Origin of the sequence: Microbacterium sp. C448, assembly GCF_000582705.2 — a bacterium.
Classification (GTDB): domain Bacteria; phylum Actinomycetota; class Actinomycetes; order Actinomycetales; family Microbacteriaceae; genus Microbacterium; species Microbacterium lacus_A.
The window spans coordinates 1-20,135 of record NZ_HG779694.1 but is presented as its reverse complement, the minus strand read 5'-3'; the positions used below and the strand labels follow the sequence as shown (position 1 = coordinate 20,135).

Here is a 20,135-nt window from a genome sequence, read left to right as displayed (position 1 = left end):
TGACATGAGCACATGGGATGTGGAGGTCGTCGGGCTCGCCGGAAGATCCGCGGACAACAGCACCTTTGAGTTCCAGAAGGGGATGGGGCAACGGCGCGAGATCGACTACCAGGCGTGGCTGCTCTCTTCAGATCTCGAGCGGGTCATCGTCGACTGCGGCCCCAACCCGCGGGAGGGAACCAGTCGCGACGTGAACGTCGAGCGGGGGGTGGGGGAGCTTCTCGGCTCCACAGCTGGGCTGGTCACCGATGTCGTGCTCACCCACGCACACTGGGATCACATGGGCGGGCTTCGCGACTTTCCGCACGCCCGCATATGGATGCAGCAGGCGGAGTGGGACTTCATCCGGAGTCCCTATGTGAAAGTGCCGGCGATCGGCCGCTACTACGGCGATACGTCAGCTCTGCAGGAGGCTCATAACGAAGGCCGGCTTCGCCTGGTCAGCGGCGTCGCCGAGGTCCGGCCCGGAATCCGCGTCCGATGGTCCGGGGGCCATACGCCCGGACATCAGACCGTCGACGTGGACATGCCGTCGGGGCTGGGGGTGGTCTGCGGAGACCTTGTTCCCGTGATCGACAACATCATCGACGGGACGCTTCCCGGCATCTTTACGGACGCGCTCGAATGCGTGGACGCGATTGAGAGGGTGGTGGCATCGCGTCCACAGGCCCTGTATACGGGACACGACCGCGACGCGGCCGTGCACGCGCTCGACTGGGCGTGGATCACGACATGGAATGCAGGAGGAACACGATGACTGTACGCGAGGGCTGGAAGGGCCGTTTCCTGGAGGACTTCGAGGTCGGCGACGTGTTCCATCACGAACTCGGGCGTACGGTTCTCGATGCGGACAACTCGTGGTTCACCCTGCTGACGCAGAACTCTGCGCGTCTCCACTTCGACGAACACTACGCTGCGGGCACGGAGTTCGGCCGCCCTCTCGTCAACTCCTGCTTCACGATCGCCCTCGTCACAGGCCAAAGCGTCATCGACGTCTCGTTCAACGTGAAAGCAAACCTGGGGTGGGACGAGGTCCGCCTGCCAAAGCCCGTCTTCGTCGGAGACACCATCTACTCGTCGTCGCACGTGTTGAACAGGAGGGAATCGTCGTCGCATCCCGATGCCGGCATCGTCGAGATCGAGACCGTGGGCTATAACCAGGATGGCACCGTCGTGATCCGATTCCGCCGAACGATCATGGTCTACAAGCGTGGGATGGCACCCACCGCGCAGCGCCCGATCGTCGATTTCGCCGGCTAGCGTCGAGTGTTCCCCACGCTCCTGCTCGTCGCGGGAGCCATGACATTCCTCGGGGCGGCGCTTCATCGAGCGTCGGGAATGGGATTCGCCCTCCTCGTGGCGCCGGTGTTCGTCGTGCTGTTCGGCCCGGCGGAGGGGGTCATCCTTGTCAACTACTGTGGCGCGCTCTCGGCGACGATGGTGCTTGTCGCCGTGCGCCGCGACGTGGACTGGGCGATGGCGAAACGCTACCTGCCGTGGATGGTCCTCGGGGTGGGAGCCGGGGCGGTCATCACGGCCCTGATGGATGAGTCGTGGCTCTCCCTGGTCGCGGGTGGCGTGCTGCTCGCCTCCATCCTCGCATCGATCGTCTTGCCGAGGCGACCCGCGGCCCCGCCGCCGTCGTTCGCCGCGCTGGCCGGCGCGGGCAGCGGGTTCATGAACGTGACGTCCGGCGCGGGTGGGCCGCCGATCGTGCTTCACGGGCTGGGCTCCGGTGTGCATCCTCGCGTCGTGATGGCGACCCTTCAACCGATCGTGATCCTGAACTGCACCCTGTCGATCGGGTTCAAGCTCCCGATTCTCTGGGATCCGGCGGCCGCACTCGCCGCGTTGCCCTTCCTCCTGGCGGCTCCGCTGCTCTGCGGGGGAGGACAGCTCGTAGGGAGACGGCTGAGCCGACTGCTCGATGGAAGAAGACTACGGATCGCACTTCTTGCCCTGTCCATGATCGGCGCGATGCTCGTCATCTACAGCGCTCTCGTCGTCCTGCTGGCGGGGTGACGGCGCCGTCGAGGAGCCGCTCGTCAGACGGTGAGTTCAGGCCCGCGAGGGCGGGGCGCTCCGTCGTGCGGCTGCCGCAAGAATGCCTCGCGCGCGAAGCACGACCGGAGGATCGATCATCTGACCGTGCCACGAGCTGGCCCCGGCCGGAGCTGCGCATACCCCCGTTGCCCATTCGATCTCGTCGTCACTCGGCGCGAACGCCGCGTGGACGGCGGGGATCTGGAGAGGATGCACGCAGAGCCGCCCAGTCACCCCGATGGAGCGCGAATGTCTGGTGCTCGACTCGACAAGTCCCATGGTGTGCAGTTCGGTCGAGGGAGTGTCCAAGGGCCCGGTGATCTGCGCGGCCCGACTCGCAATGGCGAGCTCCAGCCGGGCGTGATCGAACAGGGAGTCCGCCGGTTCGGCGCCGATGTCCGCCGCGAGATCCAATCCGCCCAGCGCCAACCGGACGACACCGGGAAGCTGAGCAATGGCATAGGCATTCCGGAGGCCCAGCGCGCTCTCGATCAGTGGCACGACCGGCGTGCCCTCACGGGCGGCGTTGAGCTCGGCCGCGACGAAGGAGACGGTCTCGGGATCGTTGGCCTTTGCGACAATGACTCCGAGAAGGTGTTCCGATCGTCGGGCTAGATCGGACAGGGCGGACAACTGCGCCGCGCCCTGCTCGTCACGCACATCCCTGATCCGTACGAGCGCGGGCAAGCCGGCGGCGATCGCCGCGACCGCCGATTCCAGCGCCGTGAGCGCGAGCTCTTCGGGGACGGCGTCTTCGAGATCGATAACGATCGTGTCCGCGCCGGACTGAGAGGCGCGTGCGTAACGATCGTCGCGGTGCCCCGGCACGAAGAGCGCTGATTGCGCGTTCTCGACGGTCGTGAGCCGATCCGACATGAGATCTCCTGCCCTTGACAGCCGTGGCGATCGCGGCTTAGATGTGAAACTAGCAACTAAGTTGCAGTAGAAGCAACTACCCGTATCCGAGATTGAGGTTATGCAATGAAGCATGCAAGGTCAAAGATGGCAGCAGTGGCAGCCGTGGCAGTCCTCGCCCTGAGCGCCTGCAGTACCACTCCCGAGGCGGGAGGCGGAGCAGAGAACGCCGATGAGGTGCTCCCTCTTTCGATCTCCGTCTTCCCCAACTCCGTCGAAGTGCTGATGGTCTCTGTTGCCGAGGACGCGGGCTTCTTCGAAGCCAATGGCCTCGAGGTCGAACAGGTTCCGCTGACGGGCGGGCCGGCGCTGATCACCTCACTGCTTTCCGGAAGCGTTGACATCGCCACCTCGGTTGTCGGAATCGTCTGGCCGGTGATGAAGGAAGGCCAGGAGGTCACAGCGCTCACCGGAAACGCGCGTGGCTGGTTCAACCTGATCGGTCAGCCCGAACTGTCGCTCGGCGAGCAGAAGGGTAAGGGCGATCTTTCCCAACTGGAGAACATCGAGGGGCTGCGCGTGGGCGTCAGCGCACTCGGATCGGCACAGCAGATCGCGATACAGGTCATGCTCGCCGATGCTGGCCTGCCGATGGACTGGGTGACCTGGGTACCCGTCGGCGGAGTCGCCACAGCTGTGACGGCGTTCAAGGAGAAGCAGGTCGACCTTCTCTCCACAATTCCGCCGGAGCTGGAACTGATCGGTGAGGGAAACTTCCAGATGGTCGTCGACATGGCCTATCACGGCAAGTTCAACGTGCTCCTGGACTACTACGGCGCGAAGACCTCCTGGGTCAAGGAGAACCCGGAGAAGGCGGAGCGCTTTTGCACATCGATAGCTGAGGCGCACAACTTCATGGTCGATCCCGCGAACGAAGACGCGATGCTCCCGATCTTGGAGAGCACGCTCGGCATCGACGACGAAGCCACCCTGCGCAACATCTACAACGCATATGTGGACGTTACGTTCAGCCCGGTCATCACACTGGACGAATGGGAGCAGATGGACATTTGGCTCGAGAACACCGACAACGCCGGGTTCGTTCCCGATTTTGAATCATCCGTTTCGTCGACCTGCCAGGACATCGTACTCAGCATCAAGGGGGAGTAATGTCCGTCAGCCTCGAAGACGTCTCCACGCAGGGCTTGGCCACCTCGCCGGCGCACAGTGAGGCAATGCGGACCGCGGAGCGCCGACTGCGCCGTCGGCGTTCGTGGCTCGTCTTTCTCGGAAGACTGCTGCTCCTGGTCGTCGCTTGCCTCCTCTGGTGGGCCGTCGGCGCGCTCGGCTGGCTCAGCACCTTCTACATCAGCAGCCCAGCCGAGGTCGCTCAGGCGATCGTCACGGCCTTCACGGTGGACGGGTTCGGCGAGGACCTGATGTCGACGCTGTTCGCCACCTTCGTGGGGTTCGCCGTCGGGGCACTGCTCGGCATCCTTGTCGGGCTGGGCCTCGGCGTCCTCCCCCCATACATCAACGCGGTCGTCGATCCTTTCATCATGGCGCTCAACAGCCTCCCGAGAATCGCGCTGGCTCCGCTCTTCATCGTGTTCTTCGGTCTCGATGAGCTGTCGAAGATCGCGGTGTCGATCACACTGGTCTTCTTCGTGCTCCTGATCAGCGCACGAAGTGGCATCCTCAACGTCAACCCCGATCTCCTCCACCTCGTCTCGGCGATGCGCCTGACCCGGGCTCAGCTGTTCACCAAACTGATGTTTCCCGCGGCGTTGCCGTCGATCTTCGCCGGGTTGACGATCGGGATGACGTACTCCCTCCTCGGCGTCGTCTCTGCGGAGATCATCGCCTCGAAGCGCGGTGTCGGGGTGCTGATCCAGCAGTACTCGGGAACGTTCAACATGGCGGGAACCTACGCGGTGCTCATCGTGCTGGCCATCGTCGCAGCGCTCATCAACGAACTGATGCTGCAGGCCCAGCGCGCGGCGCTGCGGTGGCAGACGGTCTGACCGGAGGATCGAAATGAATCAACAACCTGCGATCGAAGTGTCCGGCGTCATGCACAGCTTCAAGACCGCAGACGGCGGGCAGAAGATCGTGCTCCAAGATCTCAACCTGGTCGTTCCGGACGGACAGTTCGTCTGCCTGGTGGGGGAGACCGGATGCGGCAAAACGACGCTGCTCAATATGGTGGCCGGTCTCATCGAGCCCACCGCCGGCGAGATCTCAGTGTTCGGGAAACCACCTCGGCAAGAGGCTGGAGACGTCGCGTACATGTTTGCCCGCGATGCCCTCATGCCCTGGCGCACCGCCAGCGCCAACGTGGAGCTGGCAATGGAGATCCGAGGAATTCCGCGGTCCGAACGGCGCAAGCTCGCACAGAATGAGCTGGAACGCGTGGGACTAGGCGCCTACGCGTCCTATTACCCGTCCCAGCTATCCCAAGGCATGCGCCAACGTGTTGCTTTGGCACGGACCTGGGCCATGGACGGACAGGTGCTCCTCATGGACGAGCCGTTCGCTGCCCTCGATGCGCAGACGCGCTGGCGACTCGAACAGGAGTTCATCGCGCTCTGGCAGCGCGTCGAGCGTCCTGTCATGTTCGTCACCCACGACCTGGTGGAAGCGGTGCTGGTGGCCGACCGTGTCATCGTCATGCGCAAGGGCGTGATCTCGCTCGATCTCATGGTGCCCTTCGAACGTCCTCGCACTCTCGACGAGCTCACGCTAGACCACCGATTCCACGACCTGCACACCGAGCTGCGCAGCGCGCTCACCTAGAAAGGCAAGAAATGACGACGCAGAGAATCGCCGAAGACGCCAACGGACCGCGCGCCACGTTCGAGGACATCGAAGTGGGGCATGACCTAGGCGTCCTCGAGTGGGAGGTCGACGCGGAGGATGCGCGCACGCAGCTCCACACGGATCGGGACTACGACCCGTGGTATGTGACGGGCGCGCCAGGACACGACGTCATCGTCCCTCCGCAGATGCAGTACCGCCCCCCGCGGTGGCTTCTATCGCGGAACTACAACATCCGCGGGTTGTTCTATAAGTGGGAGTTCGAGAATGTGCGGCCGATGACCGCGGGGATGAAACTCACACTCACTGGACGCATCTCAGATAAGTACATCCGTAACGAGCGCGAGTTCGTCGCGTACTCGGTGGAAGCGCGGGATGCCGTCGGCGACCTCGTTTTCACGACGACGCGCACTCACGTCCTTGATGCGCTGTCGAGAGACGTACCCCGGTCGGGCCAGGGCATCGACTCGGGCATCAAGCGCGAGAAGATCTAGGAGACAAGCATGCGAGCAATTCTCGACACCCGTGTCGCCGTCGGCGATCGACTTCCGGAGTGCAGCCATTGGTATCGGCTGCAAGACTTCGTCAAGGCCGATGAGAAGACGATTCACACCGACCAGGCCGCCGCGGAGCGCGAGGGGCTGGCCGGGCCGGTGGCGATCGGACCTCAGGTCGCCGCCCTCATCTTCCGCATGCTTCGGCAGAGCTTCGGTCGCGCCTGGGTGACCGGCACCAGTTGTTCCCTCACCTTCCGTCGTCCGGTGCCTGTGGATGCCTTCTGCATTGCTGCCGGCGAAGTGACCGCAGTGTATCCGGAGGACGGACGCACCGTCGTGGAGTGCAACGTTTGGGTAGAGGACGGGCAGCAGACGAAGGTCATCGTCGGCACTGCGCGGTCTTACGTGGAGGCATGATCGTGAATGCGGAGGAAGCAGACATGGCTCCGTTCCCTGCTCTCAGGCGGATCGAGGTCATCGAGCTGGGCACCTCGGTCGCCGTCGCCGGAGCGGGACGGATTCTTCGTCAGCTCGGGTTGACGGTCTATCACCCGCAGCAGGACGAGCTGGACCCGGCCATCGCGACCTATTACCAGCGTGGCAAGCTTTCCTTTTCCGACCGGGTCGAGACAGAGCACGACCGTCGCACGATCGTGCTGACGGATGCCGCATCGTCCGCGAGCACTCTGCCAGCCGAACTGACCGACGATGTCGTCGTGCGAGTCACGCCGCTGGGCGAGGCAGCGATCGATGTGCAGCCGGCGGACGAGATCGCCGTCGCGGCACTCGCGGGACTCGCCCATCTCACCCCGAGGGACATTCCTTTCATCGATGAGCGATCGCAGCCTCCGCTGGCGATGCCAGGGCGGCTCGTGTCCAACTACGCGGCCATCGCCACAGCCGTGGCAGCCCTCGCGGCCGTCTACTCGGAGGTGGAGCGCCGGGTCGACGTGGATGTGTCCATGCTCGAGGTGATCCTGCCCACGCTGCGGCGTGAGATCGCGTACTACGCCTACGACGGATCGGTGGCATCGCGATTCATGCGGGTCTGGCGGCTCGCCCCGTGGGGGGTGAAGCCCAGCCGGGACGGCTACTTCTTCGTCCAAGTCGTCGAAGAGCATCATTGGCGCGGATTGGTGGAGTTGATGGGCTCGCCGGAATGGGCTCTCGATCCGGACCTTCTCGATCCGATCATCCGATTCGAGCGACGGGCCGAGGTCGACGCCAAGGTCGCAGAGTGGTTCGCCACGCAGACGAACGAAGATCTGGTGAAGATGACGACCGAGCGCAACCTTCCGTTCGCGGCGGTGAACCATCCGCGGGATCTCATCCGGATGCCTCAGATCGTGCATCGCGGCTTCGTCGACCGGTCCACTGGCGATGTCGACCTAAGCCTCCCGTTCCACGTGCGACGTGCGGCGGCATGAACACGAAGACGCAGCCGCTGGCAGGCATCCGAGTGGCGGATTTCGGTCATGTCTGGGCCGGGCCGTATTGCGCGGCGACCCTGGCGGACCTCGGAGCGGAAGTCATCAAGGTCGAGTCGGGGGTGCGGCTCGATGTCCATCGACGTCAGGGGCCGTACCCCGGAGAACCGGATATCGACAGCAGCGGGGTGTGGAATGCCCAGAACCGCGGAAAGCGCAGCGTCTCGCTCAATCTGAAGACCTCGGACGGACGCGAGCTGGCGCGCAGGCTCGTCGACGTCAGCGACGTCGCGATCGAGAACTACGCCCCGGGGGTGATGGCGCGACTGGGATTGGACTATGACTCCCTCGCCGCGCGGAATCCCGGCCTGATCTTCGCGTCGCTCTCCGCTTTCGGGCAGACCGGTCCGCAGAGCTCTGGCGTCGGCTACGGGCCATCGCTCGACGGATGGTCGGGCATGAACAGCCTCAACAGTCATGACGACGGCGTCCCCGGCTCGTTGGGGGGAATCTTCCCGGACACGGGGTCCGGACTGTACGCGGCGGCGGCCATCCTCGCCGCGCTGATCGATCGAAAGCGCAGCGGACGGGGATGCTTCATCGACCTCTCCGAGCTCGAGGTCTCGGCGTTGTTGATCGGCGAGCAGGTGCATGCGGAAGCCGCCGGCCGCGCAGCCCCGCCCGACGTGCCATATGTTCCCGTCTACTCTTCGGAAGGACGGTGGGTGTTCGTATCCGGAGCCGATGACATTGAAACGCTGCGGCGCTTCGCCTCATCCGTTGAAGGGCGGAGGTCGAAGGAAATCATCCGTCGGGCCCGAGCTGCGCAGTTCATCGCCGCGCCCGTCGACGACGTTGAAGGTGTGCTGGCCAACCCGTGGCTGCGGGCGGGAGACTACTTCACCGTCTCGAAGGACGGTCGAACTCCCGGGCTTCCGATCTACGGTCCCGTGGCCCGATTATCTGGATTCACTCACCAGACATCCGCCGAAGGACCGCGTCTCGGCGAGGGCAATGACTATGTTCTGTGTGACATTCTCGGATTGAGTGCGGACGACCTTATGCGACTCGAGGAGCAGGGGATCGTCCAGTAGCTCAGCTCGGGACGTGGAATAGGGAGGACGAGGCAGTATGTCGATGTCGTTGAAGCGCGGGTTGGAGATGCTCCTGCTGTTCTGCGATCCGCAGATGAGCGGACTTACGGTGTCGAATGCGGCGGCTCTTCTGAAGGTCGACAAGAGTGTCGCATCCCGCACCCTGAGCACATTGCTTTCCTTGGGATTCGTCGCTCGGAGCCCTCTGGACAATCGCCAGTTCATTCTCGGCCCGGTCGTCGCGCAGCTGGGGGCTCAGGCGAATGCCGGCGTTTCCCTCGTCAATCTCGCCAGGCCTTACATGCTTCGTCTGCAGAGGGCGACCAACGAGACGGTGAGCCTTCAGGTCCGCCGTGGCGACGAGCGCTATTGCGTCGATCAGGTCGAGAGCGCGCAGCCTATTCGGCGCGTCGTGGAGATGAACACGCCGCTGCCTCTCCACAGCGGCTCGAGCGGAGCCGTGCTGCTGGCTTTCGCGGCGGACCAAGACAAGCGGAATCTCGCCGATTTCGTCGAGCGGGCCGATCAGGTGGAACTGCTGAAGGAACGTGTGAAGAAGGCTCGCGAAGACGGCTATGCCGTCAGCATCGGGCAGCGCGTCGATGGGATCTCGGGGATCTCGGCACCGGTGCACAACGACCGCGGCCACGTGATAGCGGCCATGGCCATCTCCGGCCCGGCAATCCGCTGGAAGCAAGAGCAGATGCTCGAGTGGAAGAACCTGCTGCTCGACTCCGTGGAGGCTCTCTCCGCGGAGTTCGGCGGTCAACCAGAGCGATGAAGGCGCGTCTCGCGCGCCTTCATACGACGGACTTCCACCTGCTGATGATGTTGGAGATGAGTCCGGCCGCATCTGCGCGCTGAGGCCTCTCCTGCACCCACACCGCCGAAAGTCGGCGGGATAGGTCGAGATCCGGCACCGACAGGGCGGCCAGCTTCCCCTCTGCCAGTTCGGTCTCGACCGTGAGGCGGGAGACGACCGCGACAGCGCCACCGTGCCGTGCGGCGGTCAGGATCGCCGAGGTCGAGCCGAAGCTCGGCAGGTCGGGAGGCAGGTCGACGCCGGCGCGGGCGAGCGCGTGTTCGAGCACTTCGAGCGTCCCCGAGCCCTGTTCCCGGAGGACGAGGCCGCCTCGGATGAGTTCCGCCGGAGTGATCTGACGGCGCTCGGTGAACCAGCGGTGCGCGGGACCGACTACGGCGACGAGCTCGTCGTGACCGATCGGAAGATGGACGAGCCTAGGGTGAAAGGTGTTCCCCTCGACGAACCCGATGTCGGCCTGTTCGCGAGCGATCCACTCCATCACTTCGCCCGAGTTCCCTACCGAGAGCGTGGCGCGGCCCGGGGCGACGAGGCCGGAAATGTGGCGGTCGGCCAGCCATCGCGGCACGAGCTGCTCGGCGATGGTGAGGCTCGCGGCGATGCGCAACGGCGCCGCCACAGCGCGTGGAACGTCGGCGATCGTCTGCGCGAGTACGCGTGAGGCGGTCAGCACAGATCGCGCCGTCGCGGCGATCGCGACGCCCTCCTGCGTGAGTTGAGTCCCTGTCGTCGAGCGCAACAGAAAGGGGAATCCGAGGATGCGTTCGAGCCGCGCGAGATTCGCGGACACCGTCGGCTGGCTGATGCGGAGCTCGCGCGCTACCGCGCCGAGCGACCCGTGCGTTTCCAGCGCGACGAGCTGACGCAGCACCGCGAGCGTGATGCGCGGGTCGAGCTCAACATCTTCCGACTCGTCCAGGGAAGAGGGCATAGGTGGAGTCTATGCCCCGCCCAAGAGATTGGGCGTTCCGGGAACGCGCCCTCCGCATCGAGAGTGGAAACATGGTGAATCAGACGGTGACGATGCGGACGGGTGGCTTGACCGGAGCGGCGCTCCTCGTCGTGGGGCTCGCGACGATCCTGATCGTGGGCCTGGTGCCCGGCCTGTCCGCACTCCTGGTCGCCATCGTGATTGGAGCGGTCGTCCGCAATCTCCGAATCGTTCCCCCTGCCGCCGCGGTGGGGATCCACTGGGGCTCGAAGAAGTTCCTGCGGCTGGGCATCGTCCTCTTGGGATTCAAGCTCTCCCTGTCCAGCCTCGCCGGCATCGGCGTCCAGGGCATCGCCACGCTCCTGATCACCGTGACGGTCACATTCCTGGCGACGGTGGCGATCGGTCGTGCGCTGCGGGTGTCGCGGGTCACACGGATGCTCGTCGCGACAGGCTTCTCGATCTGCGGTGCCTCGGCGGTCGCCGCGATGAGCAGCATCGTCGATCCCGAGGGGGAGTCCGAAGAGGAGACCGCGCAGGCCGTGGCGCTCGTTACGATCTACGGGACCATCGCCATGTTCGTGCTTCCTGCTCTCGTTCCCCTCCTCGGGCTATCCGATCTGCAGGCTGGGATCTGGATCGGGGCGAGCGTGCACGAGGTAGCTCAGGTGGTCGCGGCCGGCGGGATCGTATCCGCTGCAGCGCTCGCCCTGGCGACCGTCGCGAAGCTCGGCCGCGTCGTGCTCCTTGCTCCGCTGATCGCGATCGTCGGGGCAGCAGAACACCGCCGCTCCGCCGGTTCGACCGGCAAGCGGCCGCCTCTTCTCCCGCTCTTTGTCGCGGGCTTCCTCGCGGCAGTCGTGATCCGCACCTTCGTGCCGATGCCCGATGTCCTGCTCGCCGTGATCGAGTTTGCAGCGAACCTCCTGCTCGCCGCCGCCATGCTCGGTCTAGGATTCGGCGTCGACGTGCGCAAGATGATCGCGACCGGCTGGCGGCCGCTGATCCTCGGAGGGATGTCGACGCTCGTCGCGGCCGGAACCGCTCTCGCGGCGATCCTGCTGCTGGGCGTGTGAGATACGGGTAAGCGAGCGGCCGCTGTCGACCCGCCCGCACTGAGCAATGACATTGGCTGGGCTTCGCCCTGCCGTGAACCTCGCTGCTGCCCGCGATGCCCAAGCCTCTGACCACGAACACGTTGGGGCAACTTCCGTCGCGCCGACGGGCGCCGAGATCCCATCCGGCACGGCAACATACTTCCCAACGGCCCTCCCACCTCTAACCTTCGACCCCAGTTGCTCTCACCGGATCCGGAATTGTGGGAATCCTCAACTGGCTCATTCCGCGAGCCGTCCGATGTGTCTCGTAACCCGCCTGTCGCACATCCCATGCGAACTGAAGCGGGGATGCCGGCGGCGGGTGACATTGCGGCGCGCCGCTCGCGCCAGCGCTGCCTCACCACGATGTTGAATAACCTCGCGCTGAGCTTTCTTCGCCGGTCGATCCGGCGCACTCTTGGCAACTAGGCAGCGGTCGGGCGGGGGCGATAGGCGCACACCGCGCAGGTGCCGTCGACAACGAGCTTGTGGCCGTCGACGGCGCAGTCCCGGCCCAAGCCGGGAATTGTGTTCTGGTGGGCCTCGTGTGCTGTTCTGGCGCGCGCACACGCTCCGCAGGGGTCTGAGGTGCCGGCAGGGTGCTTCGCGCAGAAGGGGGAGTCTGCGTGACGCCTGACGTTGCGCGTCACATAGGCGCTCTTTCTTGTTGTCTCGCCTAAAGAGCCTGAGCCTACGTTCGCCGTCACCTGACGTGTCGCGTTATGCGTGAGGTCACGCATGGCTCTCGGATCGCTGAGGGCCCCTGCTCCGGACTCAGAACGCGATTGCCTCTGACGGTCGCGATACGCCTTCTGGCGTTGCCTCGCGGCGTCTCGGTAGCGCTGGATCTCTTCGGCTGTGGACTGGCGGAGGTCATGCGACCAGCCGGCCAAGAGGTAGCCGTCCTCCGCGCGCGACCACAGGCCTGAGGCTTCCAGCTCATCAAAGGCATCCTGGTCGTCGCCGTCGGGATGAAGATACTTCGTGTAGCGAGCCGGAATGGCTCCGTCTGTGCCTTGTCCGTTGCACCACATCAGCGCGCCGGCGAGGACACGGAACGCGCGGTCGCTGAGCTTGTCGATCCGGAGGCTCCCCAGCCACTCGGCGGGGAGTCGGGCGTCGACCATGACCGTTCGGCAGACCGGGTCAGGGCTCGACGCCGAAGATCCTCAGCAGCGCGGCGCGAGGGATCATGCGTCGGGGTCCGAGCTGGACGGTAGGGATCGTTCCGCGCTCCACTCCGAGCTTGATGGTCCGATACTCGACGCCTACCAGCACGGCGGCGTCCTTGTAGGTGAGGGCGAGTGAGTTCTGCGAGCGGTTCATCTTCTTCTCCTTCGTGAGCCACCTTTGTCAGCGCATGCGCACACGGTAGCACGGGGATGAGCCAGATGTGTCATGAATGGGTCATGTCATGCCTTGTTCGGCAAATGGATGCCTGAGATACTGGGCGAATGGTCCACCTCGAGAACGTCGACGTCAGCGACCAGCGGGTCGCCGTGGGCAACGGCGTGAGTGTTCCGGCATCGTGGACGATCGTTCTCCGCGGGGAGCCGGGGGTTCCCGGCTCCGTCCGTGTGCACGTTGCCTACGACTCACGGCTGAATCGCACGGTCGCAGCGGAGGTCAGGGTTCTCCGCGAGGGGGACGGGGATGAGGTGACCAGCCTGACTTTGCGTGAGGTACGTGTGCAGTACGCGCTCCAGGTGGGTGGATTGCAGATGTCCACAGTCGCCGAGCCCGGGCATCCGGTCGCCTCGGGCGGCGAGTATCTTCGACGCATGCAAGAACGCGAGGACCGCGACCTCACCGCAAGCGTGTACGACGCCTCGAGGACGTATCAACTCGCAGCTGCGATCAATCTGCCGCCTTTGAAGGCTGTCGCCGACTGCCTCGGCGTGAGTCAGAGCACCGCGACACGGCTGATGAACCGCGCTAGATTCGAGGGGCTTGCGCCGGGTGTGAATCTCCCCGATCCGTCCGCGACTGGACCCGTCACGGGTGCGCCGGCACCCGGCGGACCCTCAATCGGGAGGTAGGTGACTCGGTGCGGCGTCGCCCCAACCAGGACGGAACCGTCTCTTCGTATGTCACGAAGACGGGGGAGACGAAGTACCGGATCGCGTATCAGGTGAACCGAGCGGCGCACCCCGACAACCTGTGCCGCTCCGATGCTCCCGACGCAATGGCGGCCCTGCGGGTAGCCATCGACAAGGTCATCGACGAGCTCAAGAAGCGGTCCCGCCATGGGTAGCATCCACCCCTACACGACCGCGGCGGGCAAGCGGATGTACCGCATCAGTTATCGAGCGCCCGACCAGTCCCAGCGCACCAAGCGCGGATTCCGAACGAAGCGCGACGCAGAACTCGCTCTTGCCCAGGTCGCGGTCGCGAGGAGCCGCGGCGAGTTCATCGATCCGACCGCCGCCGCGGTGACCGTCGACACGTTGGGGGCGCAGTGGCTGCAGCACCGTCGGGGTGTCCTGAAGCCGTCGTCGTTCCGGCCGCTCGAGTCTGCGTGGCGGAAGCACGTCCAGCCGAAATGGGGCGAGCGCACGGTGGGCAGCATTCGTCACTCCGAGGTGCAATCGTGGGTTTCCGCGATGACGGGTGGATCGACGACAGTGCGGCGCGCGCAGGGGGTTCTCGCGGGAATCCTCGACACCGCAGTCGCCGATCGCCGCCTCGCACGCAACGTCGCCCGAGATATCGATCTCCCAGCCAAGAGCCGCAATGCACGCAGGCAGTATCTCACTCACGCTCAAGTGCAAGCCCTCGCGGACCACGCCAGACACCCCACGCTCGTGCTCTTCCTGGCCTACACGGGCCTGCGATGGGGCGAGGCCACCGCGCTCCGCATCCGGCACGTCGACACGCTCAGGCGGCGCGTGAGCGTCGAGGAGAACGCGGTGCTCGTGTCGTTCGAGGTTCACGTCGGCACGCCCAAGACGCACCGCTCCCGCTCTGTGCCCTATCCCGAGTTCCTTGCCTTGCCACTCGCGCAGCTCGCTGAGGGAAAGACCCGCGATCAGCTGCTGTTCGGCGAAGGGTCCGAACACATCAAGCTGCCAGCGTCGCGCAACGGATGGTTCACGGTCGCGGTGCGCGCGGCGCAGGAAGACGATCCGACATTCCCGAGGGTTACACCACACGACCTGCGACACACGGCCGCGAGTCTCGCTGTGCAGGCCGGCGCCAACGTGAAAGCGGTACAGCGGATGCTCGGCCACGCGTCCGCCGCGATGACTCTCGATGTATATGCGGATCTGTTCGATGACGATCTCGACGCGGTGGCGGCCGCCCTCGATCAGGCGAAGCGCGCTGCAAATGTTGTCATTCCGTTGTCACGAGAAAGGGATCGCAAGGCCTGAATGGCCCGCGATCCCTTGTCCCGACTGGTGCCCCCGACTGGAATCGAACCAGCGACCTTTGGTACCGGAAACCAACGCTCTATCCCCTGAGCTACGGAGGCGTACCGATCGAGGTTATCACCCGGCGGAGCGCCTTCCGGTGCAGGCGAAGCGTAACGAAAGCCCGGTCAACCGTCGGTCGGCGCGGGGGTCTCGGCGACGGCCTCGACCACAGCCATCCGCTCGGCGAGCGCCTGCGCCAATCGCTCCGCGAGGTACGCGTGACCGGCGGTGGACGGATGATTCCTGCCGACGCCCGTGTCGATGACATCGAAATAGTTCGACGCGACGATCCACGTGTCGTCGATGGGGGAGATGTACCACCAGCCCCGTTCGGCGGCCAAGCGTGAGAGCTCCGCGTCGATCAGGGCCGTGCCGCCCTCGACCGGAAGCACCTGAGGGGCAGGTCCCAGCACGACGATCGAAGCATCCGGATACGTTGCGGAAAGCGCGTCCCAGGCCGCATTCACGGCGCCGGCATAGTCGCTCTTCGCGACGAGCAGCCGATCGTTGATCGACCCCTGCACGATGATCAGGTCGGGATCGAGCTCGGGATCGAGTGCCGCGATGCGCTCGCCGAAGGACGGTCCGTCGATGCCCGGCTTCAGGTACCCGCTGCCGCGCACACCGTCGACGACGGTCGTCCAGCCGGTCCGGCGTCCGAGCTCGTACGCGTAGCCGAGAGTCGGGTCACTCGCCGCGGAACCGTACGTCCACGAGTCGCCGAACACGAGCACCGTCGCATCGGACGGAATGGTCAGGGCGGCCGGGGCCGAGGCATCCGTTCCGGCGTTCTGGAGTCCGGCGCCGCCCGCAACATCGGAAGCAGGCGTGGGGCGCTGCCACGGCTGCCAGGCGCCGATCACGGCGGCTGCCACGACCGCCGCGGCCATCGCCCAGACCACGCCGACGCGCACGCGCGGACGGCGGGAAGCTTCGGGCATGAATAGAGGGTAAGTCACGGAATTATGTGCAGATGCCACGGTAGTCGTCGTGCGTCGTCGGGGCCCGCTCGGGTGGGTCTCCTCCGCTGAGGGGAGGAGATCTGCCGAGAGGAGGGCCGATCCCGCGCTTTCCTCCCTCCGCTCGGCAGATTCCCTCCGCTCAGGCGAGGGAGAGGAGGTCTGCACCGCGTCGCCCGGCGAGCAGCGGCGGGCGTCACACGGGCGTGCGCGTGGCCATCGAACCGGCACAGGCGCGGGCTCCGCAAGGGCGCGCGGGGGCGTCACGCGCGCGTGCGAGGATGTCTCGGTGCAGCGCATCGTCACCGCAGAACTCGACCTCGATCTGGCCGGCCCCGCCGACCTGATCTTCTCGTTGACGACCGCGCGCCAGGTGCCCCTCGCGAGCGAGATCTTGACCTTCACACGGGACGATCTGGTGTACACCCCGACCGAGATCATCGACCAGGACGGCACCCGCCTGCACCGATTCACCGGCGAGCCCGGCCCCCTGCGCGTGCGGTACGAGGCCGTCGTCGAGGGGCAGACCGGACCGGCGCGCACGAGCGAGCTCGACAGCATCATCTACCTGCGTCCGAGCCGCTACTGCCAGTCCGATGAGGTGTTCTCGCAGGCACGCCACCAGTTCGCCGGCCTCGCGGGCGCTGAGCTGATCGCCGCGGTAACGCGTTTCGTCGAGCAGTCGGTGACGTACACGCCGGGGCTGAGCCTCGGCACCGACAGCGCCGTCACGACGCTCATGACCGGGCAGGGAGTGTGCCGCGACTACGCGCACGTCGTGATCGCCCTGCTGCGGGCCATGGACGTGCCCGCCCGCTACGCCGCTTGCTACGCCCCGGGGCTCACCCCCATGGACTTCCACGCCGTGGCCGAGGCGTACCTCGACGGGGCCTGGTACGTCATCGACGCCACGCGACTGGCCGACCGGCGCTCGCTCGTGCGTATCGCGACCGGGCGCGACGCGGCGGACTGCGCATTCCTCAGCTTCCACGGCGCGCAGGTCGGGCTCGACCGCCTGCACGTCGACGCCTGGGTGGTGCCGGATGTCGCGGGCCCGTCGGACCCGGATGATCCGACCGCGGATCCGTTCGCCGAGGCATCCGTCCCCGACGACCACGTGGAGCTTGTGCAGCTCGGCTGACCCTCGCGGTCCCTGAGCTTGTCGAAGGGACTCCGCTGGTCGCTTCGACAAGCTCAGCGACCGTCCGCGCGACGGCGAGCGCGACCGAGGCCCACACGGGCGCCGAACTAGACTGGGCCAGCTATGAACCCCGAGGATCTCTCCGCCGCCCTGCTCGCCGTCGTCCGCCCGCTCGCCGAGGCGCGACGCCCGGGTTCGACCGACGGGCTCACCGCGGCGGACCTTCCGGTCGAGCGTCCGAAGAACCGCGACCACGGCGACTGGGCCTCGAACGCCGCCCTCAAGCTCGCGAAGCTCGTCGGCGCGAACCCGCGCGAGCTCGCAGGCGAGATCGCCGAAGCCCTCGCCCAGGCTGAGGGCATCGAGAGCGTGGATGTCGCGGGCCCGGGTTTCATCAACATCACCCTCGATGCCGCCACGGCAGGTTCCCTCGCCCGCACGATCGTCGAGGCGGGGGCCGCATACGGCACGAACGAGTCGCAGCGCGGCAGCACGATCAACCTCGAGTTCGTCAGCGCCAACCCCACAGGTCCCATGCACATCGGGCATACCCGCTGGGCTGCGCTCGGCGACGCCATGGGGCGCGTGCTCGCGGCCAGTGGTGCGACCATCGTCCGCGAGTTCTACATCAACGACGCGGGTGTGCAGATGGACCGCTTCGGCGGGTCCGTCCTTGCCGCGGCGAAAGGCGAGCCCACCCCCGAGGACGGCTACCCCGGCTCGTACATCCAGGACCTGGCGCAGCGGGTGCTCGCGGAAGAGCCCGGCCTGCTCGACCTGCCCGAGGGTGATCAGCTCGCGGTCGCCCGCGAGCGCGCCTATGCTCTTCAGCTCGGCGATCTGCAGAGCTCGCTCGTCAAGTTCAACGTGCATTTCGACGTGTGGTTCAGCGAGCGGACCCTGCACGCCAAGCCCGCGGATGGTGGGCCCAGCCTCGTGGACGAGGCCGTCGATCGCCTGCGGGCACAGGGTCACGTCTTCGATGCGGACGGTGCGGTGTGGGTGCGCACGACCGATTTCGGCGATGACAAAGACCGAGTCATCCGTAAGTCCGACGGTGAGTACACGTACTTCGCCGCCGACGCCGCGTACTACCTCAACAAGGGTGACCGCGGCTACGCGCACAAGATCTACCTGCTCGGCGCCGACCACCACGGTTACGTGCACCGTCTGAAGGCGCTCGCCGGAGCCGCGGGGGATGACCCCGACACAGCCATCGAGGTGCTCATCGGGCAGCTCGTGTCGATCAACGGCGCGCGACTCAGCAAGCGCGCCGGCAACATCATCGAGCTCGACGATCTGCGCGACTGGATCGGGACGGATGCCTTGCGCTACTCCCTGGCGCGTTACCCGGCCGACTCACCCCTGACGCTCGACCCCGAGATTCTGCGCAAGCGCACCAACGACAACCCGGTCTTCTACGTGCAGTACGCCCACGCGCGCACGCACAACGTCGCCCGCAACGCCCAAGACTCGGGTGTCGATCGCAGCGAGTTCGCCCCCGAACTCCTGACGCACGAGACCGAGTCGGCGCTGCTCGGGGCGCTGCAGGAGTTCCCGCGCATCGTCGGATTCGCGGCCGAGGTGCGGGAGCCGCATCGCGTCGCCCGGTACCTCGAAGAGCTCGCAGGCCTGTACCACCGCTGGTACGACAACTGCCGCGTCATTCCGCTCGGCGATGCGCCGATCGAGCCCGTCCACCGCACCCGTCTCTGGCTGAACGACGCGACCGGACAGGTCTTGCGCAACGGTCTCGACCTGCTCGGCGTCTCGGCGCCCGAACGGATGTAATGATGACCACGCCGCCGCAGGACGCGCCGACCCTCTACTGGGACGATGCGCCCCCGCCCCGGCGCAAGCGCCGGCTGTGGCCCTGGATCGTTTCGCTCGTCGTCGTGATCGTGCTCTTCGGCGGCGCCGCGTTCGCCGGCGAGTGGCTGGCGCGCGACCTGGTCGAGCGCGGCGTGCGCGGGGCACTCGCGAGTGAGCTCGGCGTCCCAGCCGAGCAAGCCGAGGTGCAGGTCGAGGGGCTCGTCATCCCGCAGCTGATCTCGGGTCGATTCGACGAGGTTCGGATCTCTGCACAGGATGTCTCGCTCCAGGGCTTTACAGGAGATGTTGATGTCACGGCGCGCGGTGTGCCACTCGCCGTGGACGGTCCGCTCGATTCGGCCGAGGCGACGGTTTCGCTCGACCAAGAGCAGGTGCGCACGCTGCTCGCGGGCGTCGAGGGGTTCCCCGAGGAGTCGCTCGCGCTCGCGGGGTCCGAGGTCGCGATCTCGATCGACCTCAATCTGTTCGGCGTCGCTATACCGGTCGGCGTGGGTCTCACACCCTCGGCGCAGGCCGGCGCGCTCGCCCTCACCCCAGCATCGCTGTCGGTCGCCGGCGCGAGCGCCGATGCGCAGGGCCTGCGCGACCAGTTCGGCGCGCTTGCCGACGTCGTTCTGCAGACGTGGCAGGTGTGTATCGCGTCGTCGCTGCCCGCCGGGCTCACCCTGACCGACGTCGCCGTGGTCGATGAGCGGGTCGTGGCGGACTTCGACATCGCCAGCGGCATCCTGGTGGATCCCACCCTCCAGGACTCCGGCGTGTGCGGCTGATGATCGTCGCGATCGATGCCGCTCGCCCCATCGCGCCTCGGACGGGTGGGACCCTGCTCATCAACCTGCACTCGCACCTCGAGGGACGGGTGCGGCCCGAGACGGCCGCCCAGGTCGCCCGAGAGCTGGGCCTGCCGGATGCCGACCGCGACTGGGCGCAGGCACTGCAGCTGGAGCGGCCTGCGGATCTCACCGAGTATCTCGTCAAGGTCGTGTCGTCCTTCCCGCTCTTCTCCCGCCTGGATTACCTCGAACGCATCGCCCGTGAGGCCGTGGAGGACGCCGCCGCGGACGGCGAGGACTACCTCGAGCTGCGTTTCGGACCGGCCTCGCACGTCTCCGGCGGAGACCTGGATGCGGTGATCGCGGCCGTCTGCCGGGGGGTGGCGGACGGCGCCGCGGCGACACGGATGCCCGCGGGCGTCGTGGTCGCGG

Annotated in this window: 23 protein-coding genes, 1 tRNA gene and 1 pseudogene; 19 read left to right on the top strand and 6 right to left on the bottom strand. The window is 66.2% G+C overall.

All coding sequences use genetic code 11. The features are described 5' to 3' along the window. Window positions 1–4 precede the first annotated feature (4 nt). Genes MIC448_RS09795 through MIC448_RS09785 form a run of 3 tightly spaced genes read left to right on the top strand, consistent with a single transcriptional unit; the run spans window position 5 to window position 2,022 of the window. Window positions 5–757 (top strand): N-acyl homoserine lactonase family protein, encoded by a 753-nt coding sequence (locus MIC448_RS09795; protein ID WP_051513536.1) that lies wholly within the window; start codon window positions 5–7, stop codon window positions 755–757. Further along, entirely contained in the window at window positions 754–1,260 is a 507-nt protein-coding gene (locus MIC448_RS09790; RefSeq protein ID WP_036298892.1) for a MaoC family dehydratase, read from the top strand. The genes MIC448_RS09795 and MIC448_RS09790 overlap by 4 nt, the downstream gene beginning before the upstream one ends. Before the next feature lie 6 nt (window positions 1,261–1,266). Continuing rightward, window positions 1,267–2,022 carry a TSUP family transporter gene (locus MIC448_RS09785; RefSeq protein ID WP_051513535.1) on the top strand — a complete coding sequence of 252 codons (756 nt, stop codon included), beginning with the start codon at window positions 1,267–1,269 and terminating at the stop codon, window positions 2,020–2,022. Between the two features lie 36 nt (window positions 2,023–2,058). Here MIC448_RS09785 and MIC448_RS09780 read toward each other — a convergent pair whose 3' ends face one another. Continuing rightward, the gene (locus MIC448_RS09780; RefSeq protein ID WP_036298889.1) at window positions 2,059–2,919 is read right to left on the bottom strand and encodes a CoA ester lyase; all 861 of its coding nucleotides are present in this window, start codon (window positions 2,917–2,919) and stop codon (window positions 2,059–2,061) included. A gap of 135 nt (window positions 2,920–3,054) precedes the next feature. Here MIC448_RS09780 and MIC448_RS09775 point away from each other — a divergent pair, with 135 nt between their 5' ends. Genes MIC448_RS09775 through MIC448_RS09740 form a run of 8 tightly spaced genes read left to right on the top strand, consistent with a single transcriptional unit; the run spans window position 3,055 to window position 9,514 of the window. Continuing rightward, window positions 3,055–4,068 (top strand): ABC transporter substrate-binding protein, encoded by a 1,014-nt coding sequence (locus MIC448_RS09775; RefSeq protein WP_207875931.1) that lies wholly within the window; start codon window positions 3,055–3,057, stop codon window positions 4,066–4,068. Continuing rightward, window positions 4,068–4,922, top strand: coding sequence for an ABC transporter permease (locus MIC448_RS09770; protein ID WP_051513533.1), 855 nt, complete (start codon window positions 4,068–4,070; stop codon window positions 4,920–4,922). The genes MIC448_RS09775 and MIC448_RS09770 overlap by 1 nt, the downstream gene beginning before the upstream one ends. Before the next feature lie 37 nt (window positions 4,923–4,959). After that, window positions 4,960–5,694: an ABC transporter ATP-binding protein gene (locus tag MIC448_RS09765; protein WP_207875929.1), complete on the top strand. Its 735-nt coding sequence runs from the start codon at window positions 4,960–4,962 to the stop codon at window positions 5,692–5,694. Between the two features lie 11 nt (window positions 5,695–5,705). Continuing rightward, on the top strand, window positions 5,706–6,209 hold the full coding sequence (locus MIC448_RS09760) for a hypothetical protein (protein ID WP_036298881.1): 504 nt from the start codon (window positions 5,706–5,708) through the stop codon (window positions 6,207–6,209). 9 nt (window positions 6,210–6,218) lie between these two features. Beyond that, window positions 6,219–6,629 carry a MaoC family dehydratase gene (locus MIC448_RS09755; protein ID WP_036298879.1) on the top strand — a complete coding sequence of 137 codons (411 nt, stop codon included), beginning with the start codon at window positions 6,219–6,221 and terminating at the stop codon, window positions 6,627–6,629. Between the two features lie 23 nt (window positions 6,630–6,652). Next, on the top strand, window positions 6,653–7,639 hold the full coding sequence (locus MIC448_RS09750; RefSeq protein ID WP_158497539.1) for a CoA transferase: 987 nt from the start codon (window positions 6,653–6,655) through the stop codon (window positions 7,637–7,639). Next, window positions 7,636–8,733: a CaiB/BaiF CoA-transferase family protein gene (locus tag MIC448_RS09745; protein WP_036298873.1), complete on the top strand. Its 1,098-nt coding sequence runs from the start codon at window positions 7,636–7,638 to the stop codon at window positions 8,731–8,733. Before MIC448_RS09750 ends, MIC448_RS09745 begins: the two co-directional genes overlap by 4 nt. 37 nt (window positions 8,734–8,770) lie before the next feature. After that, on the top strand, window positions 8,771–9,514 hold the full coding sequence (locus MIC448_RS09740) for an IclR family transcriptional regulator (protein WP_036298872.1): 744 nt from the start codon (window positions 8,771–8,773) through the stop codon (window positions 9,512–9,514). 19 nt (window positions 9,515–9,533) lie between these two features. On the opposite strand, the gene MIC448_RS09735 is transcribed toward MIC448_RS09740, so the two are convergent. Further along, on the bottom strand, window positions 9,534–10,487 hold the full coding sequence (locus MIC448_RS09735) for a LysR family transcriptional regulator (RefSeq protein ID WP_051513532.1): 954 nt from the start codon (window positions 10,485–10,487) through the stop codon (window positions 9,534–9,536). A 71-nt stretch (window positions 10,488–10,558) separates the two neighbouring features. On the opposite strand from MIC448_RS09735, the gene MIC448_RS09730 reads away from it, so the two are divergent. Next, the gene (locus MIC448_RS09730; protein ID WP_051513529.1) at window positions 10,559–11,563 is read left to right on the top strand and encodes a YeiH family protein; all 1,005 of its coding nucleotides are present in this window, start codon (window positions 10,559–10,561) and stop codon (window positions 11,561–11,563) included. A gap of 446 nt (window positions 11,564–12,009) precedes the next feature. Here the strand turns inward: MIC448_RS09730 and MIC448_RS09725 are convergent, their stop codons facing one another. Together MIC448_RS09725 and MIC448_RS09720 are read right to left on the bottom strand one after the other, a co-directional pair. Beyond that, on the bottom strand, window positions 12,010–12,711 hold the full coding sequence (locus MIC448_RS09725; RefSeq protein WP_036298870.1) for a hypothetical protein: 702 nt from the start codon (window positions 12,709–12,711) through the stop codon (window positions 12,010–12,012). 19 nt (window positions 12,712–12,730) lie between these two features. Further along, the gene (locus tag MIC448_RS09720; RefSeq protein WP_036298867.1) at window positions 12,731–12,910 is read right to left on the bottom strand and encodes an excisionase family DNA-binding protein; all 180 of its coding nucleotides are present in this window, start codon (window positions 12,908–12,910) and stop codon (window positions 12,731–12,733) included. A gap of 128 nt (window positions 12,911–13,038) precedes the next feature. Here MIC448_RS09720 and MIC448_RS09715 point away from each other — a divergent pair, with 128 nt between their 5' ends. Genes MIC448_RS09715 through MIC448_RS09705 form a run of 3 tightly spaced genes read left to right on the top strand, consistent with a single transcriptional unit; the run spans window position 13,039 to window position 14,955 of the window. Next, window positions 13,039–13,623 (top strand): hypothetical protein, encoded by a 585-nt coding sequence (locus tag MIC448_RS09715; RefSeq protein ID WP_051513527.1) that lies wholly within the window; start codon window positions 13,039–13,041, stop codon window positions 13,621–13,623. A gap of 8 nt (window positions 13,624–13,631) precedes the next feature. Further along, entirely contained in the window at window positions 13,632–13,838 is a 207-nt protein-coding gene (locus tag MIC448_RS09710; RefSeq protein ID WP_036298864.1) for a hypothetical protein, read from the top strand. Continuing rightward, window positions 13,831–14,955 (top strand): tyrosine-type recombinase/integrase, encoded by a 1,125-nt coding sequence (locus MIC448_RS09705; RefSeq protein ID WP_036298862.1) that lies wholly within the window; start codon window positions 13,831–13,833, stop codon window positions 14,953–14,955. Before MIC448_RS09710 ends, MIC448_RS09705 begins: the two co-directional genes overlap by 8 nt. A gap of 25 nt (window positions 14,956–14,980) precedes the next feature. Here MIC448_RS09705 and MIC448_RS09700 read toward each other — a convergent pair. Continuing rightward, window positions 14,981–15,056, bottom strand: a tRNA-Arg gene (locus tag MIC448_RS09700). 66 nt (window positions 15,057–15,122) lie between these two features. Next, window positions 15,123–15,938: an SGNH/GDSL hydrolase family protein gene (locus MIC448_RS09695; RefSeq protein ID WP_051513525.1), complete on the bottom strand. Its 816-nt coding sequence runs from the start codon at window positions 15,936–15,938 to the stop codon at window positions 15,123–15,125. Window positions 15,939–16,245: 307 nt separating this feature from the next. Between MIC448_RS09695 and MIC448_RS09690 the strand changes: the two genes are divergently transcribed. From MIC448_RS09690 to MIC448_RS09675, 4 genes and pseudogenes are all read left to right on the top strand, one after another. Further along, window positions 16,246–17,097: a transglutaminase family protein gene (locus MIC448_RS09690; protein ID WP_036298858.1), complete on the top strand. Its 852-nt coding sequence runs from the start codon at window positions 16,246–16,248 to the stop codon at window positions 17,095–17,097. A gap of 123 nt (window positions 17,098–17,220) precedes the next feature. After that, on the top strand, window positions 17,221–18,888 hold the full coding sequence (gene argS, locus MIC448_RS09685; protein ID WP_036298855.1) for an arginine--tRNA ligase: 1,668 nt from the start codon (window positions 17,221–17,223) through the stop codon (window positions 18,886–18,888). A gap of 2 nt (window positions 18,889–18,890) precedes the next feature. Beyond that, entirely contained in the window at window positions 18,891–19,700 is an 810-nt protein-coding gene (locus MIC448_RS09680; RefSeq protein WP_232711635.1) for a DUF2993 domain-containing protein, read from the top strand. Further along, window positions 19,700–20,135, top strand: a pseudogene (locus MIC448_RS09675) (hypothetical protein); the annotation flags it as partial. The gene MIC448_RS09680 and the pseudogene MIC448_RS09675, both read left to right, overlap by 1 nt.

Coding starts and splice junctions, on each gene's coding strand:
- MIC448_RS09735 (WP_051513532.1), bottom strand. CDS start 10,487: ATGCCCTCTTCCCTGGACGAGTCGGAAGATGTTGAGCTCGACCCGCGC.
- MIC448_RS09745 (WP_036298873.1), top strand. CDS start 7,636: ATGAACACGAAGACGCAGCCGCTGGCAGGCATCCGAGTGGCGGATTTC.
- MIC448_RS09750 (WP_158497539.1), top strand. CDS start 6,653: ATGGCTCCGTTCCCTGCTCTCAGGCGGATCGAGGTCATCGAGCTGGGC.
- MIC448_RS09770 (WP_051513533.1), top strand. CDS start 4,068: ATGTCCGTCAGCCTCGAAGACGTCTCCACGCAGGGCTTGGCCACCTCG.
- MIC448_RS09755 (WP_036298879.1), top strand. CDS start 6,219: ATGCGAGCAATTCTCGACACCCGTGTCGCCGTCGGCGATCGACTTCCG.
- MIC448_RS09715 (WP_051513527.1), top strand. CDS start 13,039: ATGGTCCACCTCGAGAACGTCGACGTCAGCGACCAGCGGGTCGCCGTG.
- MIC448_RS09790 (WP_036298892.1), top strand. CDS start 754: ATGACTGTACGCGAGGGCTGGAAGGGCCGTTTCCTGGAGGACTTCGAG.
- MIC448_RS09780 (WP_036298889.1), bottom strand. CDS start 2,919: ATGTCGGATCGGCTCACGACCGTCGAGAACGCGCAATCAGCGCTCTTC.
- MIC448_RS09680 (WP_232711635.1), top strand. CDS start 18,891: ATGACCACGCCGCCGCAGGACGCGCCGACCCTCTACTGGGACGATGCG.
- MIC448_RS09760 (WP_036298881.1), top strand. CDS start 5,706: ATGACGACGCAGAGAATCGCCGAAGACGCCAACGGACCGCGCGCCACG.
- MIC448_RS09695 (WP_051513525.1), bottom strand. CDS start 15,938: ATGCCCGAAGCTTCCCGCCGTCCGCGCGTGCGCGTCGGCGTGGTCTGG.
- MIC448_RS09705 (WP_036298862.1), top strand. CDS start 13,831: ATGGGTAGCATCCACCCCTACACGACCGCGGCGGGCAAGCGGATGTAC.
- argS (WP_036298855.1), top strand. CDS start 17,221: ATGAACCCCGAGGATCTCTCCGCCGCCCTGCTCGCCGTCGTCCGCCCG.
- MIC448_RS09720 (WP_036298867.1), bottom strand. CDS start 12,910: ATGAACCGCTCGCAGAACTCACTCGCCCTCACCTACAAGGACGCCGCC.
- MIC448_RS09725 (WP_036298870.1), bottom strand. CDS start 12,711: ATGGTCGACGCCCGACTCCCCGCCGAGTGGCTGGGGAGCCTCCGGATC.
- MIC448_RS09730 (WP_051513529.1), top strand. CDS start 10,559: ATGGTGAATCAGACGGTGACGATGCGGACGGGTGGCTTGACCGGAGCG.
- MIC448_RS09795 (WP_051513536.1), top strand. CDS start 5: ATGAGCACATGGGATGTGGAGGTCGTCGGGCTCGCCGGAAGATCCGCG.
- MIC448_RS09740 (WP_036298872.1), top strand. CDS start 8,771: ATGTCGATGTCGTTGAAGCGCGGGTTGGAGATGCTCCTGCTGTTCTGC.